The sequence below is a fragment of the Thalassospira alkalitolerans genome (assembly GCF_002115745.1).
In the GTDB taxonomy this organism is placed as follows: domain Bacteria; phylum Pseudomonadota; class Alphaproteobacteria; order Rhodospirillales; family Thalassospiraceae; genus Thalassospira; species Thalassospira alkalitolerans.
In genome coordinates, this window is record NZ_JFKB01000007.1 from 112,459 (window position 1) to 136,861 (window position 24,403).

17 protein-coding genes are annotated in these 24,403 nt (G+C 55.0%); 11 read left to right on the forward strand and 6 right to left on the reverse strand.

Going from position 1 to position 24,403, the window contains the following annotated elements:
- Positions 1–276: 276 nt before the first annotated feature.
- Entirely contained in the window at positions 277–1,164 is an 888-nt protein-coding gene (locus tag TALK_RS11590) for a LysR family transcriptional regulator (protein WP_085619006.1), read from the reverse strand.
- Between the two features lie 146 nt (positions 1,165–1,310).
- Here TALK_RS11590 and TALK_RS11595 point away from each other — a divergent pair, with 146 nt between their 5' ends.
- From TALK_RS11595 to TALK_RS11605, 3 genes are all read left to right on the forward strand, one after another.
- A complete protein-coding gene (locus tag TALK_RS11595; protein WP_085619008.1) occupies positions 1,311–2,810 on the forward strand; it encodes a CoA-acylating methylmalonate-semialdehyde dehydrogenase in 1,500 nt (499 codons plus the stop codon).
- Positions 2,811–3,036: 226 nt separating this feature from the next.
- Complete coding sequence (locus TALK_RS11600) at positions 3,037–4,476, forward strand: sigma-54-dependent transcriptional regulator (protein ID WP_085619010.1); 1,440 nt, start codon at positions 3,037–3,039, stop codon at positions 4,474–4,476.
- A complete protein-coding gene (locus tag TALK_RS11605; RefSeq protein WP_085619012.1) occupies positions 4,476–6,527 on the forward strand; it encodes a sensor histidine kinase in 2,052 nt (683 codons plus the stop codon). Before TALK_RS11600 ends, TALK_RS11605 begins: the two co-directional genes overlap by 1 nt.
- A 71-nt stretch (positions 6,528–6,598) precedes the next feature.
- Here the strand turns inward: TALK_RS11605 and TALK_RS11610 are convergent, their stop codons facing one another.
- The 4 genes from TALK_RS11610 to TALK_RS11625 form a co-directional block, all read right to left on the reverse strand.
- Complete coding sequence (locus tag TALK_RS11610) at positions 6,599–7,834, reverse strand: ABC transporter permease (RefSeq protein ID WP_085619014.1); 1,236 nt, start codon at positions 7,832–7,834, stop codon at positions 6,599–6,601.
- Positions 7,831–8,751 (reverse strand): ABC transporter permease, encoded by a 921-nt coding sequence (locus TALK_RS11615; RefSeq protein ID WP_085619016.1) that lies wholly within the window; start codon positions 8,749–8,751, stop codon positions 7,831–7,833. Before TALK_RS11615 ends, TALK_RS11610 begins: the two co-directional genes overlap by 4 nt.
- A 15-nt stretch (positions 8,752–8,766) precedes the next feature.
- On the reverse strand, positions 8,767–9,864 hold the full coding sequence (locus TALK_RS11620; protein ID WP_085619018.1) for an ABC transporter ATP-binding protein: 1,098 nt from the start codon (positions 9,862–9,864) through the stop codon (positions 8,767–8,769).
- Between the two features lie 156 nt (positions 9,865–10,020).
- Complete coding sequence (locus TALK_RS11625; protein ID WP_085619020.1) at positions 10,021–11,163, reverse strand: substrate-binding domain-containing protein; 1,143 nt, start codon at positions 11,161–11,163, stop codon at positions 10,021–10,023.
- A 231-nt stretch (positions 11,164–11,394) separates the two neighbouring features.
- Between TALK_RS11625 and pdxR the strand changes: the two genes are divergently transcribed.
- Positions 11,395–12,909 (forward strand): MocR-like pyridoxine biosynthesis transcription factor PdxR, encoded by a 1,515-nt coding sequence (pdxR, locus tag TALK_RS11630; protein WP_085619022.1) that lies wholly within the window; start codon positions 11,395–11,397, stop codon positions 12,907–12,909.
- A 91-nt stretch (positions 12,910–13,000) separates the two neighbouring features.
- On the opposite strand, the gene aptA is transcribed toward pdxR, so the two are convergent.
- Complete coding sequence (gene aptA / locus TALK_RS11635; protein ID WP_085619024.1) at positions 13,001–14,317, reverse strand: omega-aminotransferase AptA; 1,317 nt, start codon at positions 14,315–14,317, stop codon at positions 13,001–13,003.
- Between the two features lie 229 nt (positions 14,318–14,546).
- On the opposite strand from aptA, the gene TALK_RS11640 reads away from it, so the two are divergent.
- The 7 genes from TALK_RS11640 (at position 14,547) to fdhF (ending at position 24,354) form a co-directional block, all read left to right on the forward strand.
- Positions 14,547–15,281, forward strand: coding sequence for a TSUP family transporter (locus TALK_RS11640; protein ID WP_085619026.1), 735 nt, complete (start codon positions 14,547–14,549; stop codon positions 15,279–15,281).
- Between the two features lie 46 nt (positions 15,282–15,327).
- Positions 15,328–16,080, forward strand: coding sequence for an SDR family NAD(P)-dependent oxidoreductase (locus TALK_RS11645; RefSeq protein ID WP_085619028.1), 753 nt, complete (start codon positions 15,328–15,330; stop codon positions 16,078–16,080).
- A gap of 337 nt (positions 16,081–16,417) precedes the next feature.
- Positions 16,418–18,151 (forward strand): OFA family MFS transporter, encoded by a 1,734-nt coding sequence (locus tag TALK_RS11650; RefSeq protein ID WP_085619030.1) that lies wholly within the window; start codon positions 16,418–16,420, stop codon positions 18,149–18,151.
- Between the two features lie 257 nt (positions 18,152–18,408).
- The gene (locus TALK_RS11655) at positions 18,409–19,302 is read left to right on the forward strand and encodes a LysR family transcriptional regulator (protein WP_085619032.1); all 894 of its coding nucleotides are present in this window, start codon (positions 18,409–18,411) and stop codon (positions 19,300–19,302) included.
- 134 nt (positions 19,303–19,436) lie between these two features.
- Positions 19,437–19,916, forward strand: coding sequence for a formate dehydrogenase subunit gamma (locus TALK_RS11660; protein ID WP_085619034.1), 480 nt, complete (start codon positions 19,437–19,439; stop codon positions 19,914–19,916).
- A complete protein-coding gene (locus tag TALK_RS11665; protein ID WP_085619035.1) occupies positions 19,913–21,469 on the forward strand; it encodes a formate dehydrogenase beta subunit in 1,557 nt (518 codons plus the stop codon). The genes TALK_RS11660 and TALK_RS11665 overlap by 4 nt, the downstream gene beginning before the upstream one ends.
- A gap of 5 nt (positions 21,470–21,474) precedes the next feature.
- Complete coding sequence (fdhF, locus tag TALK_RS11670) at positions 21,475–24,354, forward strand: formate dehydrogenase subunit alpha (RefSeq protein ID WP_085619037.1); 2,880 nt, start codon at positions 21,475–21,477, stop codon at positions 24,352–24,354.
- Positions 24,355–24,403 lie beyond the last annotated feature (49 nt).

Consider the following 24,403-nt stretch of genomic DNA (forward strand, 5'->3'; position numbering starts at 1 on the left):
TGTTCCCCAACCATATCCAATCGAATATGACCGGGAATACACCTGTATTGCAAGTAGCTGAATTAAAAAATTGCAGGTTAAGTCGATGAAAATGCAATTAAAGGTGTGGGGTGGTGCATCGAAAGCACCTATGTCCTCTCGCCTTGCTGCACGGAGGTATGGGGACTTTCGGCTGATTGTATAGTGTCAAATTGGTCGTGATATTTCGAATGGATCGATGACATTGCGCATATGCAAAATGAGTTTCATAAATCCCGGCGTTTTTGTGCCAGACGATCATTGTGCAACAAACAATCCTCGTGCGGCGCGTGTGACGTGTGAAATATAGGCCGCCACCGCGGCAATCCCGCGTGTGTCTTTGGTGTCAGGATGCATCAGCATCCAGTAATTGCGGGTAAAGCCGATTTCGGGCAAAAGCCGGACCAGTTCCGGCATATCGTGGGTCGCGTAATCATGCAGGATGCCGATGCCGTGCCCGTTGCGCACGGCTTCCATCTGGGCGACGACACTGCCGCATTCAAAACGGCGTTTCATCAGTTTGCCAAGACGTGCCGCATAATCAAGTGCGCGGCTGTAAATCAGGTCTTCGATATGGGTGACAAACAGCCGGTCGGTTAGATCACGTTCGGATTTGATCGCGCCATATCGTTCGACATAACTGTGTGCAGCGTAAACGCTGAGTGTATAATCGGTCAGTTTGCGGATCACCAGACGGCCCTGTTTCGGGCGGTCAAGGGTGATGGCGATATCGGCCTCGCGCTGGGACAGGGAAAAGGTCCGGGGCAGGGGAACCAGCTGTATCACCAGATCCGGGTGATCGGCGGCAAAACCGGCCAGTTCACGGGCAAGGAAATAGTTGCCAAGCCCGTCAGGGACACCGACGCGCACCGTGCCGGTGATGCTTTCGGATGTATTGGAAAAGGAATTGCCGACTTGCAAAAAGGCGGATTCAGCAGCCTCGGCGGCGCCCATCAATGCCTTGCCTGCCTTGGTCAGTTCCGATCCGGTGGTGCGCCGTTCAACCAGTTTGGTGCCAAGTTCTTTTTCAAGCGCGGTCAATTGGCGCCCGACCGTGGCATGGTTCAGGCCAAGCTGTTTGGCGGCGGCCAGAATTTGCCCATGGCGTGCCACGGCCAGAAAGATACGAATGCGGTCCCAGTCCATGATTGATCGACTTTAAAAAATGCACATCAAATTTGCAACAATGGTAATTGATGTGCATAGCGATGCATACCCATAATCGACCAACTTGCGGATCACCCAGATGTGGTCCGCAGCAAAAATTCATCACGACGATCGGGAGAAGCCAGATGTCCAATCAGATCACCCATTACATCAACGGTAAACGCGTTGCCGGGACGTCCGGCAGATCCGCCGCCGTGTTCAACCCGGCCACCGGCCAGCAGAGTGCGACGGTTGCCCTTGCATCCAAGGAAGAAGTCCGCGCCGTTGTGGCATCGTCCAGTGCCGCACATGAAGCATGGGCCAATACGACCCCGCTTCGCCGGTCGCGTATTTTGAACAAGTTCCTTGCCATCCTTGAGGAACGCCAGGATGAACTGGCCGCCGCGATTACGGCCGAACATGGCAAGGTGCTTTCCGATGCCAAGGGCGAAGTTCAGCGCGGGCTTGAAGTTGTTGAATTTGCAACCGGTGCGCCGCAGCTTTTGAAAGGTGAAATCACCGAGGATGTCGGTACGCGGGTTGACAGCCATGCCGTGCGTCAGCCATTGGGTGTTGTTGCCGGGATTACGCCGTTCAACTTCCCGGCCATGGTGCCGATGTGGATGTTCCCGGTCGCATTGGCGTGCGGCAATTGTTTCATCCTGAAACCGTCGGAACGTGATCCTTCTGCGTCGCTTTTGATGGCGGAATGGTTGACCGAGGCCGGTTTGCCGGACGGCGTTTTCAACGTGGTTCAGGGTGATAAAGAAGCCGTGGATGCCTTGCTTCATGATCCGGAAATCACCGCGATCAGCTTTGTCGGATCGACCCCGATTGCGAGATATATCTATGAAACTGCGGCAACGCAGGGCAAGCGTTGTCAGGCGCTTGGCGGGGCGAAAAACCATATGATCATCATGCCTGATGCCGATCTTGATCAGGCGGTTGATGCCCTGATGGGGGCGGCCTTTGGGTCGGCTGGTGAACGTTGCATGGCGATTTCGGTTGCCGTGCCGGTTGGCAAGGAAACTGCCGATGCGCTGATTGCGAAACTGGTCCCGCAGATTAATGAATTGCGCGTTGCACCGGGCACCGATCCCAAGGCCGATATGGGCCCGTTGGTGACCGCGCAGCATCGTGACAAGGTTCTTGGCTATATCAACAAGGGCGTTGAAGAAGGTGCTGATCTGGTTGTGGATGGCCGCGACATTCGGTTGCAGGGCTATGAAGACGGTTATTTCGTCGGCGGCACCCTGTTTGACAATGTCACGCCTGATATGACGATCTATAAAGAAGAAATCTTTGGCCCGGTCCTGTCGATTGTGCGTGCCGATGATTTTGCAACGGCATCTGATCTGGTTGACAGCCATGAATATGGCAACGGGACTGCGATCTTTACCCGTGATGGCGATACGGCCCGTGAATTTGCCCATCGCACCAAAACCGGTATGGTTGGCATCAATGTGCCGATCCCGGTTCCGATGGCATTCCATTCCTTTGGCGGTTGGAAAGCATCGCTGTTTGGCGATCATCACATGCATGGCATGGAAGGGGTGCGGTTCTATACCAAGCTTAAAACCATCACCACCCGCTGGCCGACCGGCATCCGCAAAGGTGCGGAATTTGTCATGCCAAATATGAGCTAGGGCTTTGGGCGTCAGCCCGGCTTTATGCGACGAGGTTATCGGGCGGGGAAATCAAATTCCCCGCCCGAATTGCGTTTGGGACCGAGGGGGGATTCGGCCCTGTCGTGATGTGTCGCACGAAGGCTGTAAATGATTCCACCAACAGTTTTGCTTTTCATCTTCTGCTGATCTAAGCTTTGAAAAAATAATAACAAACTGATCTTAAGAGGATCGGCGGAGGAATATCATGAGATCGACCGCAATGGACGCGCCAGAGATGGCCGCGGCTGCATCTGTATCGCAATCGGAAAACCGGGCGCAAGGCGGGCCGGGGCCAGAATTTGGCCCCTGGCTTGAAAAGGCATCGATCCTGATCGTTGATGACGAGCCGGGGATGCGAAACTTTCTTGTCCGCATTTTGGGCCCGCGCGCCAAACGGGTTGAGGAAGCCGCCGATTGCGAGGAAGCGACCAAATTATTGGATCAGCATCACTTTGACGTGGTGATCCTTGATAACATCATGCCCGGAAAATCCGGGGTCGAATGGTTGACCGAACAACGGGAAGTCGGCTTTTTCTCGGATGCGATTTTGATGACGGCCTTTGCCGATCTTGATACCGCGATCAAAGCATTGCGGGCGGGGGCGGTTGATTTTGTTTTAAAGCCATTTCGATCCAATCAGATATTGAACGCGGTTGCACGCTGTCTTGATCGTATGCGGTTGCGGCGTGAAAACTATGTCCTGCGTCATGAATTGCGGTCCACATCCGATCATGTGCTGTTACGCGACAAATTGATCGGTTATTCGGCGCAAATTCAGGAAATTCGCGAAACCATTTCACGTGTTGCCCCGTTGCCGACAACAATCCTGATTTCAGGGGAAAGCGGCACAGGCAAGGAAGTGACAGCGCGGTCGCTGCATGCGTTATCGGATCGGGCGGAAAAACCATTTGTGCCGGTCAATTGTGCCGCCATTCCATCGGAAATGATCGAAGCCGAATTGTTTGGCCACCTTAAAGGGGCGTTCACCGGCGCGATGGCCGCACGTGACGGACTTTTCATGCATGCGCAGGGTGGCACGCTGTTTCTGGACGAGGTCGGGGAACTGTCGCTGGCAACGCAAAGCAAGCTTTTGCGGGCGATTGAAAGCCGCCGTATCCGCCCGGTCGGGTCAGAACGCGAAGCCCCGGTCGATCTGCGGTTTGTTTTTGCCACCAATGCCAATCTGGAAGCTGAAGTTGAAGCCGGTCGGTTCCGGGCCGATTTATTTTATCGGATCAATGTCATGCATATTGCCATGCCGCCCTTGCGTGATCGTGGCGACGATATTTTGGAACTTGCGGGTTTGTTCATGACCAAGCTTTCCAAACAGCTTGGCGTGCCGCAAGTGACAATGGATGGAGCGGTACGGGCCGGATTAACGCGCTATGCCTGGCCGGGGAATGTGCGTGAATTGCGCAACCTGATCGAACGGACCTTGATCCTTGGCCGGTTCCCACCGGAATTTCGCGAGGAGAAAATTGGCGGCGAGGCCCAGAACGATCAGGATGAAACGCTAGATGAAATGGAGCGCCGCCATATTTTGGCGATGTTGCATAAAACCGATGGCAACCGCAATGAAGCGGCGCGCCGACTTGGCATTTCGCGCAAGACGATTGACCGCAAATTTGCCGATTGGGCCGTTTGATGCAGTGGCCGGGCCGACGCACCAAACGCACCCGGTCGGTGCGGTTTAAATTGCTGGCGATTGCGCTTTTGCCGACGCTTGTCATTTTGCCCTTATTGCTTGGCGTGATGATGGTGCGCTGGAACAGCAAATTTGATGCGCTTTTGACATCCAAGGTCAATGGCGACCTGACGATTGCCCATCAGTATGTTTCACATATCCTTGAAAATACCGGCAAGCAGATCGAAGCTTTGGGGCAGTCGGTGATGTTTCGCGATCTTCTGTCATCGGGGGACCGGGGGCAGATTGATGATTTTCTGGCGGCAAAGCGCCGCGAGCTTGGCCTTGATTTTCTGTATATTGCCAACCGACAAGGCAGGGTGTCGGGTGTTGCGCCAATCCAGGCCCGGCCACGGGTTGATCCCGGCTGGCCGGTGATTTCGCAGGCCTTTTTGGGCGGGTCATCCACCGGGGTGGATATTTTCAGCAATGCCGATCTTGCGGCGATTTCGCCCGATCTTGCGGCGCGGGCGCGCCTTGATCTGGTGCCGACCGCCAATGCGGTGCCGACGGATCGCAATACTGAAACGCGCGGCATGGTCGTGCATTCGGCAAGTCATGTTTCCCTGCCGATGGATGAGGCGACGGGGGTGACAGGGGGGACGGGGGCCGAGGCCGACGGGGTGCTGGTGGGGGGCTTGTTGTTAAACCAGAACCTTGTCTTCATCGATACGATCAATGATCTGGTGTACCGCGAAAGCAGCCTTCCGGAAGGGAGCCAAGGGACGGCGACGCTGTTCCTTGACGATGTGCGCATCAGCACCAATGTCCGGCTTTTTGAAGGTCGACGGGCACTTGGGACCCGCGTTTCGGCTGTGGTGCGGGGAAATGTCCTGACAGATGGCAAGGTTTGGCTCGACAGCGCCTTTGTCGTCAATGATTGGTATATTTCGGCCTATGAGCCGATTGTTGACAGCTTTGGCAAGCGGGTCGGGATGCTTTATGTCGGCTTTCTGGAAAAGCCCTTTGCCCAGACGAAATATGAAAGCCTGTTGATCATTATCGGCGCGTTTTTGTTTGTTGCGACGTTAAGTGTGCCGATCTTCCTGCGATGGGCGCGGGGCATTTTCAAACCGCTTGAACGCATGACCCAGACGATTGCCCGGGTCGAAAGTGGTGATTTTGACGCGCGGACCGATATCAATCAGGTGCAGGATGAAATATCGCTGGTCGCGGAACATCTGGATGATTTGCTCGATCAGGTGCAGGAACGCGATAAGCGCCTTCGGGCGTGGAACGAAGAACTCAATGCGCGGGTTGATGCGCGAACGCGCGAATTGCGCGATGCCAACCGCCAGCTTGAAGCGACCACCAAACAATTGATCATGTCGGAAAAACTGGCCGCGATTGGCGAAATTACCGCCGGTGTTGCACATGAAATCAATAATCCGGTTGCGGTTATTCAGGGCAATCTGGATGTGGTGCGCGATGTTTTGGGCGAAAATGCCCGGCTGGCCGAAACCGAATTTCGTCTGATCGATGAGCAGGTCAGCCGGATCAACATGATCGTCACCAAGCTGTTGCAATTCGCCAAACCCGAAGAATATGCCGGTTTTATTGAACGCCATGCCCCCGGCGAGGTGATTGCCGATTGCCTGCCCCTGGTGCAGCATTTGTTGAACAAGGCCGATATCGAGATTGTATGTCACAGCAATGCGACCCGCCTTATTTTGATGAACCGGACCGAGTTGCAGCAGGTGCTGGTGAACCTGATGGTGAATGCCCTGCATGCGATGCCCGATAGCGGCACCTTGACCCTGATCGATGAAGACGCCGAGCAGGACGGCAAACGGGGCATTTTGATTTCGGTGCGCGATACCGGCACGGGGATGTCTGCCGAAATTTTGGGCCGGATTTTTGATCCGTTTTACACCACCAAGCGGCGTGAAGGCACGGGGCTTGGACTTTCGATCAGCAAGACCCTGATTGATCGCCAAGGTGGGCAGATGACGGTTGAAAGCGAACCGGGGCAGGGCACGGTCTTTACCATCTGGTTGCCCGAAGCGACCTAGATAATACCGGTATGATAAGACAAAGGCGGCCCGATAGCAGGCCGCCTTTGTTTGTTTGAGTGTACCGGTGATTATCCGCCGTCAGGCGGCGGTGTGGTCAGGTTTTCTGGTGCAAAAATATTGCCCTTGCCAAACGGGCTGGACGATTGTGGTTCGGCCGGTTCCGGCTCCGGTTCAGCCGTGGAGCCGCCAAGATTTTGCGGGGCAAAGATATTGTTGTTAGCCCCGCCAAACGGATTGGCCGGGGCCGTATCACCGGTGGTGGTTTCAGCCGGTGTTGCCGGTGCCGGGGTCGATATGGCTTGTTGTTCCATCAATTGCTGTTGCAGGGCGCGTTTCTGGTTGAGGATTTCGGCCTGACAGGCGCTTGAATCATGGGATTTGATGAAACCGACGGCGGCCAGCACCATCACGGCCAATATGGCAGCAACCGTACCCGGATGGGTGGCGATTTTAAGGGCGGGGCGATCCGCCACGACCTTGATCCAGCCGACGGACATATAGCGATTGCGGCATTCAAAGATGATCGCGCCAATCAGGGTGATGGCGATAATGATAACCGCCACCGCCGAGATCGACGGATCAAGGCCGTAACGCACCTTTGACGACAGAACGGTGGTGAACGTGCTGGACGATACAATGGTGAACACGGTGGTGTTGTAGTTTTCAAGCGAGGCCAGAAACGCCAGAACCGTGGCCGATCCGATGGCCGGTGCCATGAACGGCAGCAGGACTTTGACGAAGGCCTGTGTCGGGCTGGCGCCCATATCAAGGGCCGCCTCGGTCAGGGTATGGTCAAATCGCTGGATCCGCGACAGGAAGACCAGCATCGAATAGGCGGCGATAAAGGTGACCTGACCGATGATGGTCAGGAAGGTGCCGCTGTAGAAAAAGCTTTCATAAGGCGCATTGAAAAACGTGCCGATCCGATCCCAGAAAATCAGGGTCGAAAGACCGATGACAACACCGGGCACCAAAATCGGCGCAATAAAGATCGTATAAAGGGAGGCCCGCAGTTTTGGTCCGACCTGCGACAGCATGATGGCGGCCGCAAGCCCGATCGGGATGGCCACCACGACAACGCCGACACCGATGATCAGCGAGTTGCCCAGCCCTTCTATCAGTTTGTTGTCGGCGGCAAGTTTGCCAAACCAGTCTGTGGTAAAGCATTCCCACGGGCTGACACGCGGGAAGCCCGATGAATTGAACGCGGTGATCACCATGATGATCAAGGGCCCGAACAGATAGGTAAAGAACAACACCAGATACAGGCTGGGAACCATGGCGGAGAGGGAACGTTTGTTCATCGCTTGATCTCCCCGATGGAGACCTTGAAGATCCGCATGGTCAACAGGACCAAGGCGATGCAAACGAACAGAAGGATCATGGCATAGGCCGAACCGCGCGGCCAGTTACCGCCGGAATTGAACCATTGATAAACAAGCTGGGTGAACCACAAATTCGATGGCCCGCCCAGAATTTGCGGCGCGGCCAAGGCCCCCGATGTCAGCATGAAGACCATGGTCATGCCCGATGCTATGCCCGGTTTGGCATAGGGGATGACGACCTTGGCGTGGACCTGCCACCAACTGGCACCCATATCGCGCGCGGCTTCGATCTGGTTTCGATCCAGACTTTCAATCGCGTTATAAAGCGGGAAAATCATCAACAGGATATAGGCATAGGCCAGACCGGCATATAATGCGACATCGGCCCGGATGAAATCGACCGGATTGTCCCAAAGGCCAAGCCCCATGCCAAATTCATTGATGACCCCGGTGCTGCCAAACAGGATGCGAAAGGCAAAGGCGCGCAGGATTTCATTGATCCAATAGGGCACGATCAGGGCCAGTACCAGCAAACGTGCCTTGGCGCCGGTTGATGATTTGGCCAGAACAAATGCCACCGGATAACAGATCAGAAGATCGAAAACCGTAACGAAGACCGCAGAGAAAAGGGTCTTGAACAAAATACCCAGATCAAGGGTGTTGATATTGCCCGCGCCGCCGCTTCCTTGAAACAGATAGGCGTATTGTTCGACGGTATAGACATCTTCGGGCCCGCCGACCTTGCCCGGTGGCAGGTTAAGACGGAAGGAATAGTCAAACATGGTCAGTTGCGGCAGGACAATCAGGATAAAGACCCAAAGTGTCACAGCCAGCATCAGGTAAATTGCGACCGGCATGCCGTTGCGACGGACCAGATCATAAAACAGATCACGCATTTTTCGATCCCCCCATCATGCACTGGCCAAGGGGCCAGGCGGCAGGGCAATGCCCATTTCGGGGGCGAAATCAAGGGCGATGGGGGCGCTGCCGTCAATCGGGTTGCGGCCGTCATTGATCATCGACATTTTCAGTTTGCGGCCACTCGCATCCAGAACGATATGGCGCATATTGCCTTCGAATTCTTCGGTGACAAAATTGCATTCAAAGCGATTTCGATCATCATCGCCGGCAGCGATCCTGAGCGCTTCGGGGCGGATAAACATCTGACAGGCATCGCCCGGTACCAGCGCGCCTTTTTCCGTCGCGTGATTGGCAACGACAAAGGGCACGCCCAAACCGGTATCGACCTTGACGATTGTGCCGTCATTGGACAGGACCGTTCCTTCGAGCACGTTGTTTTCGCCAACAAATGACGCGACAAATCCGGTGCCCGGATGATCATAAATGGTTTTGCCATCGCCGATCTGTTCGACCTTGCCCTTGTTCATGACCGCGATCCGGTCCGACATGGTCAGGGCCTCGCCCTGATCGTGGGTGATATAGATAAAGGTCAGACCGACCTGTTTTTGGATGGCGCGAAGTTCGGTGCGCATATGTTGGCGCAGTTTCAGATCAAGGGCGGAAAGCGGTTCATCGAGCAAAAGGATATCGGGTTCAACGGCCAGCGCGCGCGCAATGGCAACGCGCTGTTTCTGGCCACCGGAAAGTTCGCTGATTTTCTTGTCGCCCTGACCGGTCAGCGCGATCAGTTCAAGCAATTCATCGGCACGTTTGCGCCGGGTTTTTTTGTCAACACCGCGCACTTCAAGGGGAAAGGCGATGTTATCGGCAACGGATCGCAGCGGAAACAGGGCAAGGTTTTGAAAAATCAGGGCGGTCGGACGTTTGTTCGGGCCTACACCCTTCATGTTTTTGCCGCCGATTTTGACCACCCCGCGGGTGGGTTCCTGAAAACCGGAAATACAGCGCAAAAGTGTTGTCTTGCCGCAGCCGGACGGGCCGAGGAATGAAAAGAATTCCCCCCCGGCGATGGTCAGGTTCGCTTTCTGAACGGCGGTAAATTCACCGAACTCGACCCAAACATGTTCAAGCGAGATTTCTTTGGTCATGGAAATGCCAATCCTTGAAGACGTCAATTTGCCTGTACGGGCAATCCGAAAGCACAGCCGGTTCATTGACCCGGTGTCGGAGACAGGAACAGGGGGATGGCACCGGCAAAAAGCCATTGGTGCCATCCCATTCCCGCCTAAGTCGCAAAAGTGGAATTATGCGCTTTCGAAACGGTTTGCGTATTCGGTCCGGGTATCGGCATACCACTGTGGCTCGGACGGCCATGGATTGAGGTTGTTAAGCGCTTCGCCCGGATAGGCATCGGCAAAGTTCAGGGCATAGGCTTCGCCTGCGAATTTGTCAGCACCAAGGACGGGCGAGTTATAGCCGTGATGGTCGATGGCCTCGCCAGCCAGTTCCGGTTTGAAGGCGTATTTGATGAATTCATAGACCTGATCGAGATTGGCGGCCCCAACCGGAAGCGCCATGCCGTCAACCCATGCCATTGCGCCTTCTTTTGGTGCACGATAGATCACCGGTTCACCCGCCGTTTTAAGGGCAAGCGGCGGGCCATCCCATGTTTGACCAACAATGACGCCTTCGTTCAAAAGGCCGTTTTTCTGGGTGTCGGCATCGTTCCAGAACAGTTTGATATTGTTTTTGCGGGCAACACACCATGCGGTGACCTTGTCCCAGATCGGGCGCATCGCGTCTTCGGATTCATAGGCTTTCCACATGGAGCCGGGTTCAAGTTCGCCGATGCTTTCCATGTAAAGACCCGCCCCAAGCATCATCGAATGCGGGCGGCCCATGGTTTTGCCAGCATTGGCATCAGACCAGACATCGCCATAGGACGGGAAGGTGCCGTCGGGCTGGAACAGGTCGGTGCGCCATGCCATGCCTTCGGTTCCCCAGATATGGGGCAGCCAATAGGTATCACCGGCGGTAAAGGCCCAGTCGGTGCTGCCGATTTTGGCCATGGCCGGGTTGACCGCTTCGAGCGGCACCTTGGTCATGTCGAATTTCTGAAGAAGTTCCAGCGCCTTCCACTGAAGCGCGCGGTTATTGGTCGGCGACACAATGTCAAAGCCACGGCCCTTGGACGCCTTGAGCTTGTTGATTAGTTCTTCGTTCGAACCGATACCGGTATAATTGACCTTGATGCCGGTCGCGCCTTCGAAGGCGGAAATAAAGGTTTCTGGCAGGTAATCGGACCACATCAGAATGTTGATTTCACCTGATGAGGCAAGCGCACGCTTGCTGATGATGGCGGGCATTGCGAACAGGCCACCGACCGCCGCAGAGCTTTTAAGAAATGTGCGTCGATTGAATTTCGAGCCGGAAATGAGCTTGGTCATCCGTTGTCTCCTGATAGCCGGGGTTTTTTCCCTTTTGCGGCGCACCATGCGCCTCCCTGATTGACAGGCCTCGCTGAAGTGTCTGATTTTGTGACACTTTTCTTGTTGAAGCTTGTGCGGTTGACAAAATGCTATATCTGGTGCCTCTACTTACAGTAGAGCCAAGAACCAAAAACTATGGTGCCAGAGGGGCTTTAATGCTGCGATGCCACATAAGGAAACGGGATCAGGATGCTTAACATCACGCTTGATGACCCGGCCAGCAGTGGCCAAACCTTGCAGCAACAACTTCATCAGGGGTTGGTGGATGCTATTCTTGAAGGCCGGTTGCCGATGCATGAACCGTTGCCATCAACGCGCGATCTTGCCACAAGCCTGAAGGTATCGCGCAATACGGTGATGCTGGTGTATCAACGCCTGATGGATGACGGGTATCTTACCGCGGTCTGGCGGCGCGGGCATTTTGTGAATGAACAATATATTCGCCAGCAATTGCGTCTTCGGGTTGATACGCGCACCGCATCGCTTTTTTCGCCCGAACGTGATCCGAAATTGTGGGAGCGGCATCTTGGTTTTCGCCCGTCTGCGGCGCGCAATATCGTTAAACCGGGCAATTGGCGTGATTTTCCCTATCCGTTTATTTATGGGCAGGTGGCGGTGGATAAAACCACCATTTCGCGGTGGCGGGATTCGATGCGTCTGGCTGGAAGTCTGGCCCATTCGGCAAGCTGGGTCGGTGATCAGGTCGATATGGACGACCCGAAACTGTTAGAACAGATTATTACCCGCATCCTGCCCCATCGTGGATTGCGCGCCCATCCCGAACAGATGTTGATCACCATCGGTGCCCAGAACGCGCTGTTTTTGGTCGGGCAATTGCTGGCGGGCAAGGGGCGGCGCGTCGGGGTGGAAAACCCCGGTTATGTCGATGCGCGCAATATCTTTGCCGCCAGCGGGGCCGATATCGTGCCCTTGCCAATTGATAGCGAAGGCGTGGTGCCATCATCGGCGATGAATGGCTGTGACATGGTGTATGTCACCCCGTCGCATCAATGCCCGACCAGTGTGACGATGTCGCTGGATCGTCGGTTGCAGCTTGTCGAACGGTCGCGCCGCGAGGATTTTATTCTTGTCGAAGACGATTACGAGCATGAGTTGAACTATCTTGGCAATCAGCGCGCCGCCCTTAAAAGTTATGATAATTCGGGGCATATCATTTATATCGGCAGCCTGACCAAGCTGATGTTTCCGGGGCTTCGGGTGGGATATATCGTTGCCGATAGTGAACTGATTACCGAATTGCGCGCCTTGCGCCGGTTAAGTTATCGCCATCCATCCGGGCAGGATCAACGTGCCATGGCATTGTTCATGGGCGAGGGGCATCTGGATGCGCATTTGCGCCGGACCCGCGATCGTCTGGCCGATAAATGGCAAATCATGCAGAGCGAATTGGCAAGCCAGCTTCCGGATATACATTTCACCCCGACGGCCGGGGGATCGGCATTTTGGGTAACATTGCCCAAGGGGATTGATGCCTGGGCGGTTCATCGCGAAGCTGCAAGGCGGGGTGTTTTGATCGAACCGGGCGATGTGCATTACGTTGATGGGGCAACCGCCCCGCGCAATCACATGCGGTTGGGCTTTGCCGCGATTGATCGGGGGCAGATCGCGGCCGGGATCAGTCAGTTACGTGATGCCATCATGACCGTGACAGCCGAAAAAGACAAAGGAACTGCCACGCAATAGCGCAACAGTTCCTTTTGGTTCAGATCCCAAGCCCCAAGCCCGACTGCGAAATCGAGAGCCCGCGTTGGATGGCGGTGGTCCTGAAACAGGATCAGATTTGTCGGCCAAGAACCTTTTGCAGGATGGCAACCATGTCGTTGATGTCCTGTTCGGTGCTGACAAGGGCCGGGGCAAAGATCAGGGCATCGCCCGTAGCTTTGAGATGCAAGCCTTCGTCAAACAGCGCACGTTGGACCCAACTGCCTGTTTCACCCGGTGTTTTCCCCGGTGTCAGTTGAATGCCAGACATCATGCCATAGCCGCGAAGGTCGCTGACTTGTGGCAGGTTGCGCAGGCCAAATACCGCGTCGAGGAAATGATCGGAAAGCGATTTGGCGCGGTCAAACAAGCCTTCGTTGGCGTAAATATCAAGGGTGGCAATCCCGGCGGCACAGGCCACCGGATGGGCCGAATAGGTATATCCGTGGAAGAATTCCGGCCGGTCGCCTTTGGCGGCTTCGAAGATGGCGGCCTGAAATTCTGCCGAGGTGGCAACAGCACTCATGGGGATGGCACCATTGGTCAGGGCCTTGGCCATCGTGATCACATCGGGTTTGACGGCAAATTCCTGGGATGCAAAGGCCGAACCGGTACGGCCAAAGCCGGTGATGACTTCGTCAAAGACGAGCAAGATGCCGTGTTTGTCGCAAATGGCGCGCAGTCGTTCGAGATAACCCTTTGGCGGGACAATGGTGCCAATCGATCCGGCAATCGGTTCGACAAAGACCGCCGCAATTGTATCGCCGCCATAGGTTTTGCAGATTTCTTCTAGTTCATCGGCAAGGTTCGCACCGGTTTCTGGCTGGCCGCGGGTGAAACGCTGTTCTTCGGACCATGTGTGGCGCATATGGACGACATCACAGGTAATGCCGGCAAAATCACGACGGTTATTAACCATCCCGGCAAGGGAGGTGCCGCCAAGGTTTACCCCGTGATAGCCCCAGGCGCGTGAGACAAATTTGGTGCGCTGGGCGTTGCCGGTGGCCCGATGATAGGCAAGGCACATTTTCATTGCGGTATCGACGGCCTCGGACCCGGAACCGGCAAAGAAGACGCGATCAATCCCGTCGGGCAGGATTGCGGCGAGTTTTTCGGCAAATTCAAACGATATCGGGGCGGCGCGCTGAAAATGCGGGGAATAGTCCAGCGTTGACAGTTGCCGATGAACGGCATCGGCGATTTCCGGGCGGCTATGACCCGCCGCACAGCAAAACAGGCCCGATGCGCCATCCAGAAGTTCACGGCCTTCTGGCGTCCAGTATTTAACGCCCTTTGCCTTGGCAAACATCTGGGGTTCTTCATGGAACAGACGGTTGTTGGTGAATGGCATCCAGTGATGGGCCATGTTGGGCTTTGTCTGTACGGTCATGGTGGCTCCTGTACGCTTGCAAGGGTTGAGGACAAAAAAGACGCTGATTGTTAACTAGCGCGGTGCTTGCAAGTCCCGTTAGGGCCAGATGGAAACTATGTGTGGTGCCAGATATGGGGGTGGACCCATCAAAACCCGGTTTGTGGCTCTATTGGGTCGGCCTTGAACTGGCGTATTTCCACTTAAGAGCAGAGCTTACAACAGCAGGTTTGCGCGCAAGGGGGCGTTGATGGAAATTGTCTTGCCGGGATTGATGATTGCGATTGCAGCATTGTTTCGCGGCGTTACCGGTTTTGGTTTTGCCTTGCTGGCCGCGCTGGGACTGAGTTCCCTGATGGCGCCACAGGATGCGACATCGATCATCCTGTTGATTGATCTCGTGCTGACCGGGCTGATTTTACGCAAATTTGATCGGCATATGGTGGATTGGCGGGCGACCGCGATATTGTTGGGCTTTGGCCTGATCGGCGGGGTTTCCGGGCCTTATGTTGCCGCGATGCTCAGTGATGACAGCGCCCGGATCGCGACCAATATTGCCATCGCAATTGCCGCCCTTGTGGCGATGATGCATCGGCCACCGCAATGGATGGGTCATGTGGTTGTCGGGGCGGTTTTGGCCTTGGTGGTCGGGGGCATGATGGCCGGTTTTGCCGTTGGCGGGCCATTGGCGGCGGCGTGGTTGCTGGCAGGGGGCACCGAAGGTGCACGTGTGCGCAACACATTGGCGATTTATTTCGGATTTGTTGATGTGCTGGGCTTTGCCACACGGGCAGGTGCGGGGATGTTGCCCGACGGGTTTCTTGGTATGGCCTTGCCGTTATTGGCGATTGCGGTGATCGCCTATTTTCCCGGCGAGATGATTTATCGAAAGATGAGCATGATTTTGTGGCGGCGTGTTTGCGCCATCAGTCTGGTTCTTATTGCGATTGTCGGTGCCATGCAAACCATTCTGATCATGCTTTGACATCCAGATTTTTTGAATTCCTGAAATATCCAAACCGGAGACGATCATGACCAAAAATGCATTGATTACGGGCGCAACGTCGGGATTTGGCGCGGCAATGGCGCGCCGATTTGTTGCCGAGGGCTGGAACGTTATTATTACCGGGCGGCGTGCCGACCGGTTGGCGGGGCTTGTTGATGAACTTGGCGGGGCGTCACGCGCCCATGCGCTGGCGTTTGATATTTCGGACAAAGACGCGATGGCGGCCGCAATTGACAGTCTTCCGGCGCATTTCGCCGAGATCGATCTTTTGGTGAACAATGCCGGTCTGGCGCTGGGGACCAAACCGGCACAGGAATGCGATTTGACGGACTGGACGACGATGATCAATACCAATATCACCGGCTTGGTGACGATGACGCGTTTGTTGCTTGACCGGTTGATTGCGCGCAAGGGCATGATTGTCAATCTGTCGTCGATTGCAGCAAACTGGCCTTATCCGGGGGGGAATGTTTATGCCGCGTCCAAGGCATTTGTTCAGCAATTTTCCCTTGGGATTCGGTGTGATTTGCAGGGCACCGGGGTGCGTGTAACATCCATCGGACCCGGATTGTCGGAAAGTGAGTTTACGCTGGTGCGGACCGGCGGGAACAAGGATGCCTATGATAAACTTTATGGCGGTGCCGATCCGCTTCAGCCCGAAGATATTGCCGAAACCGTTTATTGGGTCGCCAGCCTGCCGGGGCATGTGAATATCAATACATTGGAAGTGATGCCGGTCAGTCAAAGTTGGTCACCCTTTGCCATTCATCGGCAATAAATAACCCGGCGAGGGTATTGGTTTTTTTCCGGTAATATCATTTCTTTTATGCGGTTGTTTTGGTGTTGGTACGCCCGATATTGTGCAACTGCGAGTGGACATTTTGTCCATTGGTGCATCTGTACGGTGACGCGTGTGTGGACATTTTGTCCATGCGCGTGCGCCGCAGCATGTGATTGAGCGTTCAAAAACTTCCAGAAAATCAGGCAATAGACTGAATGGCATAGCGATTGCGACGGTATGTTTTCCGGGTCTTAGCGATATGGCCATGCAGCATTCACCGAAAAAAGGGGGATGTGGCCGCCGGAAAAACATAATACCGGGAGGAAGAACTCAAATGTTTGATCGCCTTAAAAAAGAACATATCGTCGCAGAAGACGGTTTCAACCGCTGGAAAGTGCCACCAGCATCTATCGCCATTCATCTTTGTATCGGCTCGGTCTATGCCTGGTCGATTTTCAACCCGCCGCTGATCAAGGAATTCGGTGTGGTTGCGTCAAGCTCCGGGGACTGGGGGCTGCAATCTGTCGTCTGGATTTTCTCGGTTGCGATTGTCTTTTTGGGGCTTGCTGCGGCATTTGGCGGCAAATGGCTTGAAGAAGTTGGCCCGCGTATGGTTGGTGTTGTTGCCGCATTCTGTTGGGGTGGCGGTTTCATCATCGGTGGCCTTGGCATTGCAAGTCATCAATTGTGGCTGGTTTATCTTGGGTATGGTGCGCTTGGCGGTTGTGGCCTTGGCCTTGGCTATGTCTCGCCGGTATCAACCCTGATTCGCTGGTTCCCGGACCGTCGCGGTATGGCGACCGGCATGGCGATCATGGGCTTTGGCGGTGGTGCGATGATCGCAACCCCGATCAAGGAAACCCTGCTGGGCATGTTCTATAAGGCGCCGGAATATCTGGGTGCCGAAGGGGCGGTTACCATGGTAACCGAAGGCGGCAAGCGGATGGCCGAATTCGGTGGCCAGATGGTTGAAGTTGTTGTTGCCGGTGCGGCACAGATTGCGTCGGCGCCCGTACCGCTTGAAGCAGGTGTTTATGTTGTCGGGACCGGTGATACCGGTGCGGCATCGACCTTCTTTACGCTGGGGATTGTTTATTTCATCGTGATGGTTATTGCAGCGTTTTCCTATCGCGTGCCGCGCGAAGGATGGCTTCCGGCTGGCTGGACGCCGCCGACCGCCGATGACGCATCCAAACGCATGATTACCCATAAAAACGTTCATATCGATCAGGCGCTGAAAACACCGCAATTCTATATGATGTGGATTGTTCTGTGCTTTAACGTGACGGCGGGTATCGGGGTGATTGGCGTTGCCAAAACCATGATGAGCGAAATCTTTGGCAGCACGTTGCCATTGGTCGTCAATTCCGGTTTTGCGGCGACCTATGTGTTTATGATTTCGGTCTTTAACATGTGTGGCCGGTTCTTCTGGGCGTCTATTTCCGATTATATCGGGCGCAAAAACACCTATTATTGCTTCTTTGTGCTGGGCATCATTCTGTATCTGTCGATCCCCTATGCTGCGGGTCAGGTCAGTGTGAACCCGGTTGTGACCTGGCTTATTATGTTCTATGGCGCAACCATGATCATCTTCACCATGTATGGTGGTGGTTTTGCGACCATTCCGGCCTATCTTGCCGATGTTTTCGGGACCAAATATGTGGGTGGTATCCATGGTCGTCTTCTGACCGCATGGAGCACGGCTGGCGTTTTGGGCCCGCTTGCCATCACCCAGTTGCGTCAGACCTCGGTCGGGAATTCGATCCGCGATCTGGCGTCTCATATTGATCCGGCGGCATTCCAGGCCAAATTTGGTGCCGGGATGGAACAGCTTGATCAATTGGTGGCGGCAAAAACGGTGACCATTGCTCGTCTGATGGAAATCGCGCCGGTGGGCACGGTTGATCCGACGCCAAGCCTTTATAATACCACCATGTATGCCATGGCCGGTTTGCTGGTGATTGGCCTGATTGCCAACTCATTGATCAAACCGATCCATGACAAGCATTACATGGAAACGTCTTCGGACCATGGCAAAGCCGGTGGTGAAGCCACGTCCAAGGCCTAGGCAAGCGAACCCCGGAGCCGGTCGGACACACCCCCGACCGGTACCATTGGGTCCGGCGATATTTGTCTGTCGCCGGACCCGCTTTGGCATGAAGCCTTGATTTTTTCATGTCTGGTCCTGTTGCAGGATTAACCCTTCGGCTTTTATGGCCATTCGGGTTATCCTGTGACAAGGACACCCGCCCCGCCAATGGTGTCCATTAATCACATAAAGTGCGCCACCATAAGGGGTTAACCCCGAAAGGCGCCGGATACGCCATGATCGATAAACTTGAAATGTTTATGGTGCTCGCCCGCGAGCAGCATTTTGGCCATGCCGCCGAAGAATGCGGTGTGACACAACCAACTCTTTCCAGCGCGCTGCGCCAGCTTGAAGACCATCTTGGCGTCGTGCTTGTCCGCCGTGGATCGCGCTATCAGGGTTTAACGCCCGAAGGAGAACGTGTTCTGGAATGGGCGCGTCATATTGTGGGCAGTTCGCGGTCGATGCGCGATGAAATGCGCGCGATGCGTTTTGGCCTGACCGGTCAGGTGCAGATCGCGGTTATTCCTACCGCATTGTCGATGGTGCATGAATTGACCACCCCGTTTCGCGAAAAGCACCCGGATGTGACTTTTGCGGTGTTATCGCGGACCTCGATCGAAATTCAGGCCTTGCTGGATGACCTTCAGATCGATGTCGGGATTACCTATTTGGATAACGAGCCTTTGGGGCGGGTGACGTCGATCCCGCTTTATTATGAACGTTATCATCTGGTGACATCGAATTTCGATCATATCGGGGACCGGGAAAGCATTACATGGCGCGAGGCGGCGGAATTTCCGCTGTGTCTGTTGACGCCCGATATGCAAAACCGGCGGATTATCAATCAACATCTGACCGAAGCCGGGGCAAAGGTTAGCCCGACTTTGGAAAGTGATTCGATGATTGCGCTGTTTACCCATGTGCATACCGGCAATTGGGCCAGCATCATGCCGGTTAAAATGGTCAAGGAATTCAGCATGCATGACCGGGTGAAATCGATCCCGATTGTCGAACCCGATGCTTTGCATCTTGTTGGAATGATTGCGGCAAAACGCGAACCGGCAACCCCGGTGGTGTCAGCCTTGTTAAAAGAAGCCAAAGGCATTTCGGAACTTGAGCCGGTTTGAAGACCGCGTGAAAACGGCTTGATAGGTTTTCGCTATCGCGTAACGGGATGGCTTTATTGAACCGGGGGCGGCAATCGCCGACACTGGTTGGAATAACGAATAATTTCAAAAGACTGTCAGTGAGAGAGGCTTACATGTCTTTAACAGAGATGACCGAGGAAATATCCAACCGCGTTGGTGCCATCTGTGATGGTCTGGCCGGTATCGAAGGCCCGCTTTTGCCGATCCTGCATGAAGTGCAGGATGAATACGGCTTTATTCCCGATGGCGCGCTTCAAACCATTGCCAAGCGGCTTAACCTTAGCCGGGCGGAAGTCCATGGGGTTGCCAGTTTTTATCATGATTTCCGCGAAGAAAAGCCGGGGAAACACGTGATCAAAATCTGCCGTGCCGAGGCCTGTCAGGCGATGGGGGCCGATGATGTTGCCGACCACGCCAAACGCAAGCTGAAAGTCGGCTGGTCGGAAACGACACGCGATCAGAATGTCACGCTGGAACCGGTATATTGCCTTGGCCTTTGTGCCTGTGCCCCGGCGGCGATGGTGGATGGCAAGGTTATCGGACGCGTCAGCAAGGACCGTCTTGACCGTATTCTGAGCGAGGTCGGATCATGACAATCAAGATTTATGTCCCGCTTGATTCCGCATCCGTTGCATTGGGGGCAGATGACGTTGCATCCGCCATTGCCACGGTGGCGGCAAAACGCGGTGAAGATATCCAGATCGTGCGCAATGGCTCGTTTGGCATGTATTGGCTGGAACCGATGGTCGAGGTCGAAACCCCGCGCGGGCGTTTGGCCTATGGCCCGGTTACGCCCGAGGATGTTGAGGGCATGTTCGATGCCGGGTTCCTGAACGGCGGGCAACACAAACATTACCTTGGCCATACACAGGAAATTCCGTTTTTAAAGGCGCAAACCCGCCTGACGTTTCAGCGCTGTGGCATTATCGATCCGGTATCATTGGATGATTACCGCGCCAATGAGGGGTTGATCGGGCTTGAAAATGCGCTGAAACTGTCGTCCGAGGAAATCGTTAAGGCGGTTACCGATTCAGGCTTGCGCGGGCGCGGCGGGGCCGGTTTCCCGACGGGGATTAAATGGAACACGGTCCGTCAGGCACCGGGCGATCAGAAATACATCGTTTGTAACGCCGATGAAGGCGACAGCGGTACATTCGCCGACCGCATGATCATGGAAGGCGAGCCATTTGTTTTGATCGAAGGCATGATCATTGCGGGCCTCGCGACCGGGGCGACCAAAGGGTATGTTTATACCCGGTCGGAATACCCCGACGCGATCCGCATCATGACCGAAGCAATTGAGGTTGCGCGTGCCAATAAACTGTTGGGCGCAGACGTTCTTGGATCGGGCAAGGCGTTCGATATGGAAGTCCGTATGGGGGCCGGGGCCTATGTTTGCGGCGAGGAAACATCGCTTTTGAACAGTATGGAAGGCAAGCGCGGCGTCGTGCGTGCCAAACCGCCGCTTCCTGCCATTGAAGGTTTTCTGGCCCGACCAACGGTTGTTAACAACGTTATCTCGCTGTGTTCGGTGCCGGTTATCCTTGAAAAAGGGGCGGAATATTACCGCGATTTCGGCATGGGAAGGTCACGCGGCACGATCCCGATCCAGATTGCCGGAAATGTCAAACATGGCGGGCTTTATGAAACCGCATTTGGCCTGACGCTGGGTGAAATCGTTGATCAGATTGGCGGCGGCACGGCCAGTGGCCGCCCGGTCAAGGCGGTGCAGGTGGGCGGGCCATTGGGCGCGTATTTCCCGCGTAAATTATTCGATACTCCGTTTGATTACGAGGCCTTTGCCAAGGTGGACGGTTTGATCGGTCATGCCGGTATCGTTGTGTTTGACGATACGGTTGACCTGATGAAGCAGGCGCGTTTTGCCATGGAGTTTTGTGCCATTGAATCATGCGGCAAATGCACACCATGTCGCATCGGATCAACGCGCGGCACCGAGGTGGTTGACAAGATCGCACGCGGTGAAGACCCCGAAATGCAAAAGGAACTCCTGGCCGATCTGTGCGAAACGATGAAGTTCGGTTCACTGTGCGCCTTGGGCGGGTTTACCCCCTATCCGGTGATGAGCGCATTGACCCATTTCCCTGATGACTTCAAGCCCTATGCGCTTGATATAGCCGCGGAGTGAGCACGATGTCCTTGATACAAGAAGTTGACTACGGAACCCCCGCCGCCAAATCCGAAAAGACCGTGACGATCAATGTCGACGGATTTGATGTTACCGTGCCCGAGGGCACATCGATCATGCGGGCCTCGATGGAGGTCGGGATCAAGGTGCCGAAACTATGCGCGACCGATATGGTCGATGCGTTCGGATCATGCCGATTGTGTCTGGTCGAGGTTGAGGGCCGCAATGGCACGCCGTCATCTTGCACGACGCCGGTTGCCGATGGCATGGTGGTGCATACCCAGACCGAGCGGCTTAAGAAAATCCGCAAAGGCGTGATGGAGCTTTATATTTCCGATCACCCGCTGGATTGCCTGACCTGTGCGGCGAATGGTGATTGCGAGTTGCAGGACATGGCCGGTGCGGTTGGCCTGCGCGATGTGCGCTATGGCTATGACGGGGGCAACCACGTTAAAACCCGCCAAAATGGCGAGGAAAATGCTCGCTATATGGCCAAGGATCAAAGCAACCCGTATTTCACCTATGATCCATCGAAATGTATTGTTTGTTCGCGTTGTGTGCGGGCGTGCGAGGAAGTTCAGGGGACCTTTGCCCTGACCATCGAAGGCCGCGGGTTTGAAAGCCGCGTGTCGCCGGGGATGCATGAAAACTTCCTGGATTCAGAATGCGTTTCGTGTGGTGCCTGTGTGCAGGCCTGCCCGACGGCGACGTTGCAGGAAAAATCAGTCATTGAAATCGGTCAGCCGGAACATTCGGTGGTCACGACCTGTGCCTATTGCGGGGTTGGCTGTTCGTTCAAGGCGGAAATGCGCGGTGATGAGCTGGTCCGCATGGTGCCGTATAAAGACGGCAAGGCCAATCGCGGGCATTCTTGCGTCAAGGGGCGCTTTGCCTATGGCTATGCCAGCCATCAGGATCGCATCCTGAACCCGATGATCCGTGAAAAGACGTCTGACCCCTGGCGTGAAGTCAGTTGGGAAGAGGCGCTGAGCTATACCGCCAATAAATTCAAATCCATTCAGGAAAAACACGGCAAAGGCGCGATTGGTGGCATTACGTCATCGCGTTGCACGAACGAGGAAACCTTCCTTGTGCAAAAGCTGATCCGGGCCGGTTTTGGCAATAACAATGTTGATACCTGTGCGCGTGTTTGCCATTCACCAACCGGTTATGGCCTTAAAACCACATTCGGGACGTCTGCCGGAACCCAGGATTTTGACAGTGTTGAACAAACCGATGTTGTGATCCTGATCGGGGCAAATCCGACGGATGGGCATCCTGTGTTTGCATCGCGTTTGAAAAAGCGCCTGCGTCAGGGTGCTGAATTGATTGTCATTGATCCGCGGCGGATTGATCTTGTGCAATCGCCGCATATCAAGGCCGCCGCCCATTTGGCATTGCGTCCGGGCACCAATGTTGCGGTTTTAACATCGCTTTCGCATGTCATCGTGACCGAGGGGCTGTTTGACGAAAAATTCATTCGCGAACGTTGTGACTGGGACGAGTTCCAGGATTGGGCCGCGTTTGTTTCCGATCCGCAAAACAGCCCGGAAGAAGTCGAACGCCTGTCAGGTGTTCCGGCCGAAACCGTGCGCAAGGCCGCACGTGTGTTCGCACGCGGCGGTAATGGTGCGATTTATTACGGGCTTGGCGTGACCGAACACAGCCAAGGATCAACCACCGTGATGGCGATTGCCAATCTTGCCATGGCGACGGGAAATTTGGGCCGTCCGGGGGTTGGGGTGAACCCATTGCGCGGGCAGAACAATGTGCAAGGCGCTTGTGATATGGGGTCCTTCCCGCATGAGTTACCGGGCTATCGCCATGTTGCCGATGATGCGACGCGTGATGTGTTTGAAAAAATCTGGGGCGTCAAACTTGATGACGAGCCGGGGCTTCGTATTCCCAATATGCTTGATGCCGCCGTCGAAGGCACATTTAAGGGTATTTATATTCAGGGTGAAGACATCCTGCAATCGGACCCGGATACCAAACATGTGGCGGCCGGTCTGGCGGCGATGGAATGCGTTGTTGTTCATGACCTGTTTTTGAACGAAACCGCAAACCATGCGCATGTCTTCCTGCCCGGTTCGACCTTCCTTGAAAAGGACGGCACATTTACCAATGCCGAACGCCGCATCAACCGTGTTCGCAAGGTGATGAAACCGAAAAACGGGTTTGCCGATTGGGAAGTCACCCAGAATTTGGCACGTGCCATGGGGCTTGACTGGAATTACACCCATCCGTCACAGGTGATGGATGAAATTGCCGCCACCACGCCAAGCTTTGCCGGGGTTGATTACGATCTTTTGGAACGCGAAGGATCAATCCAGTGGCCGTGTAATGAAAAGGCCCCGATGGGCACGCCGGTCATGCATATTGATGGCTTTGTGCGCGGCAAGGGCAAGTTCGTTGTTACCGAATATGTTGCCACCGATGAACGCACCGGTCCGCGCTTCCCGCTGTTGCTGACCACGGGCAGGATTTTGAGCCAATATAACGTTGGTGCGCAGACCCGCCGGACGGAAAATACCGCCTGGCATAAGGAAGACCTTTTGGAAATCCATCCCCATGATGCCGAACAGCGCGGCGTTCGGGATGGTGACTGGGTCCGTTTGGCATCGCGTTCGGGCGAAACATCGCTTCGTGCCACCATTACCGACCGTGTTGCGCCGGGTGTGGTTTACACCACATTCCACCATCCGGGCACACAGGCCAATGTGATCACCACGGACTTTACCGACTGGGCGACCAATTGCCCGGAATACAAGGTTACAGCCGTGCAGATTACGCCCAGCAACGGGCCAAGCGAATGGCAGGTCGAATACGACAAGCAGGCTGAACAGTCGCGCCGGATTGCCCCGCGCGTTGACGCAGCCGAATAGGCCGGAAATCGTGCCCGGTTTCGTGATAGGATATCGTCATGAAACCGGG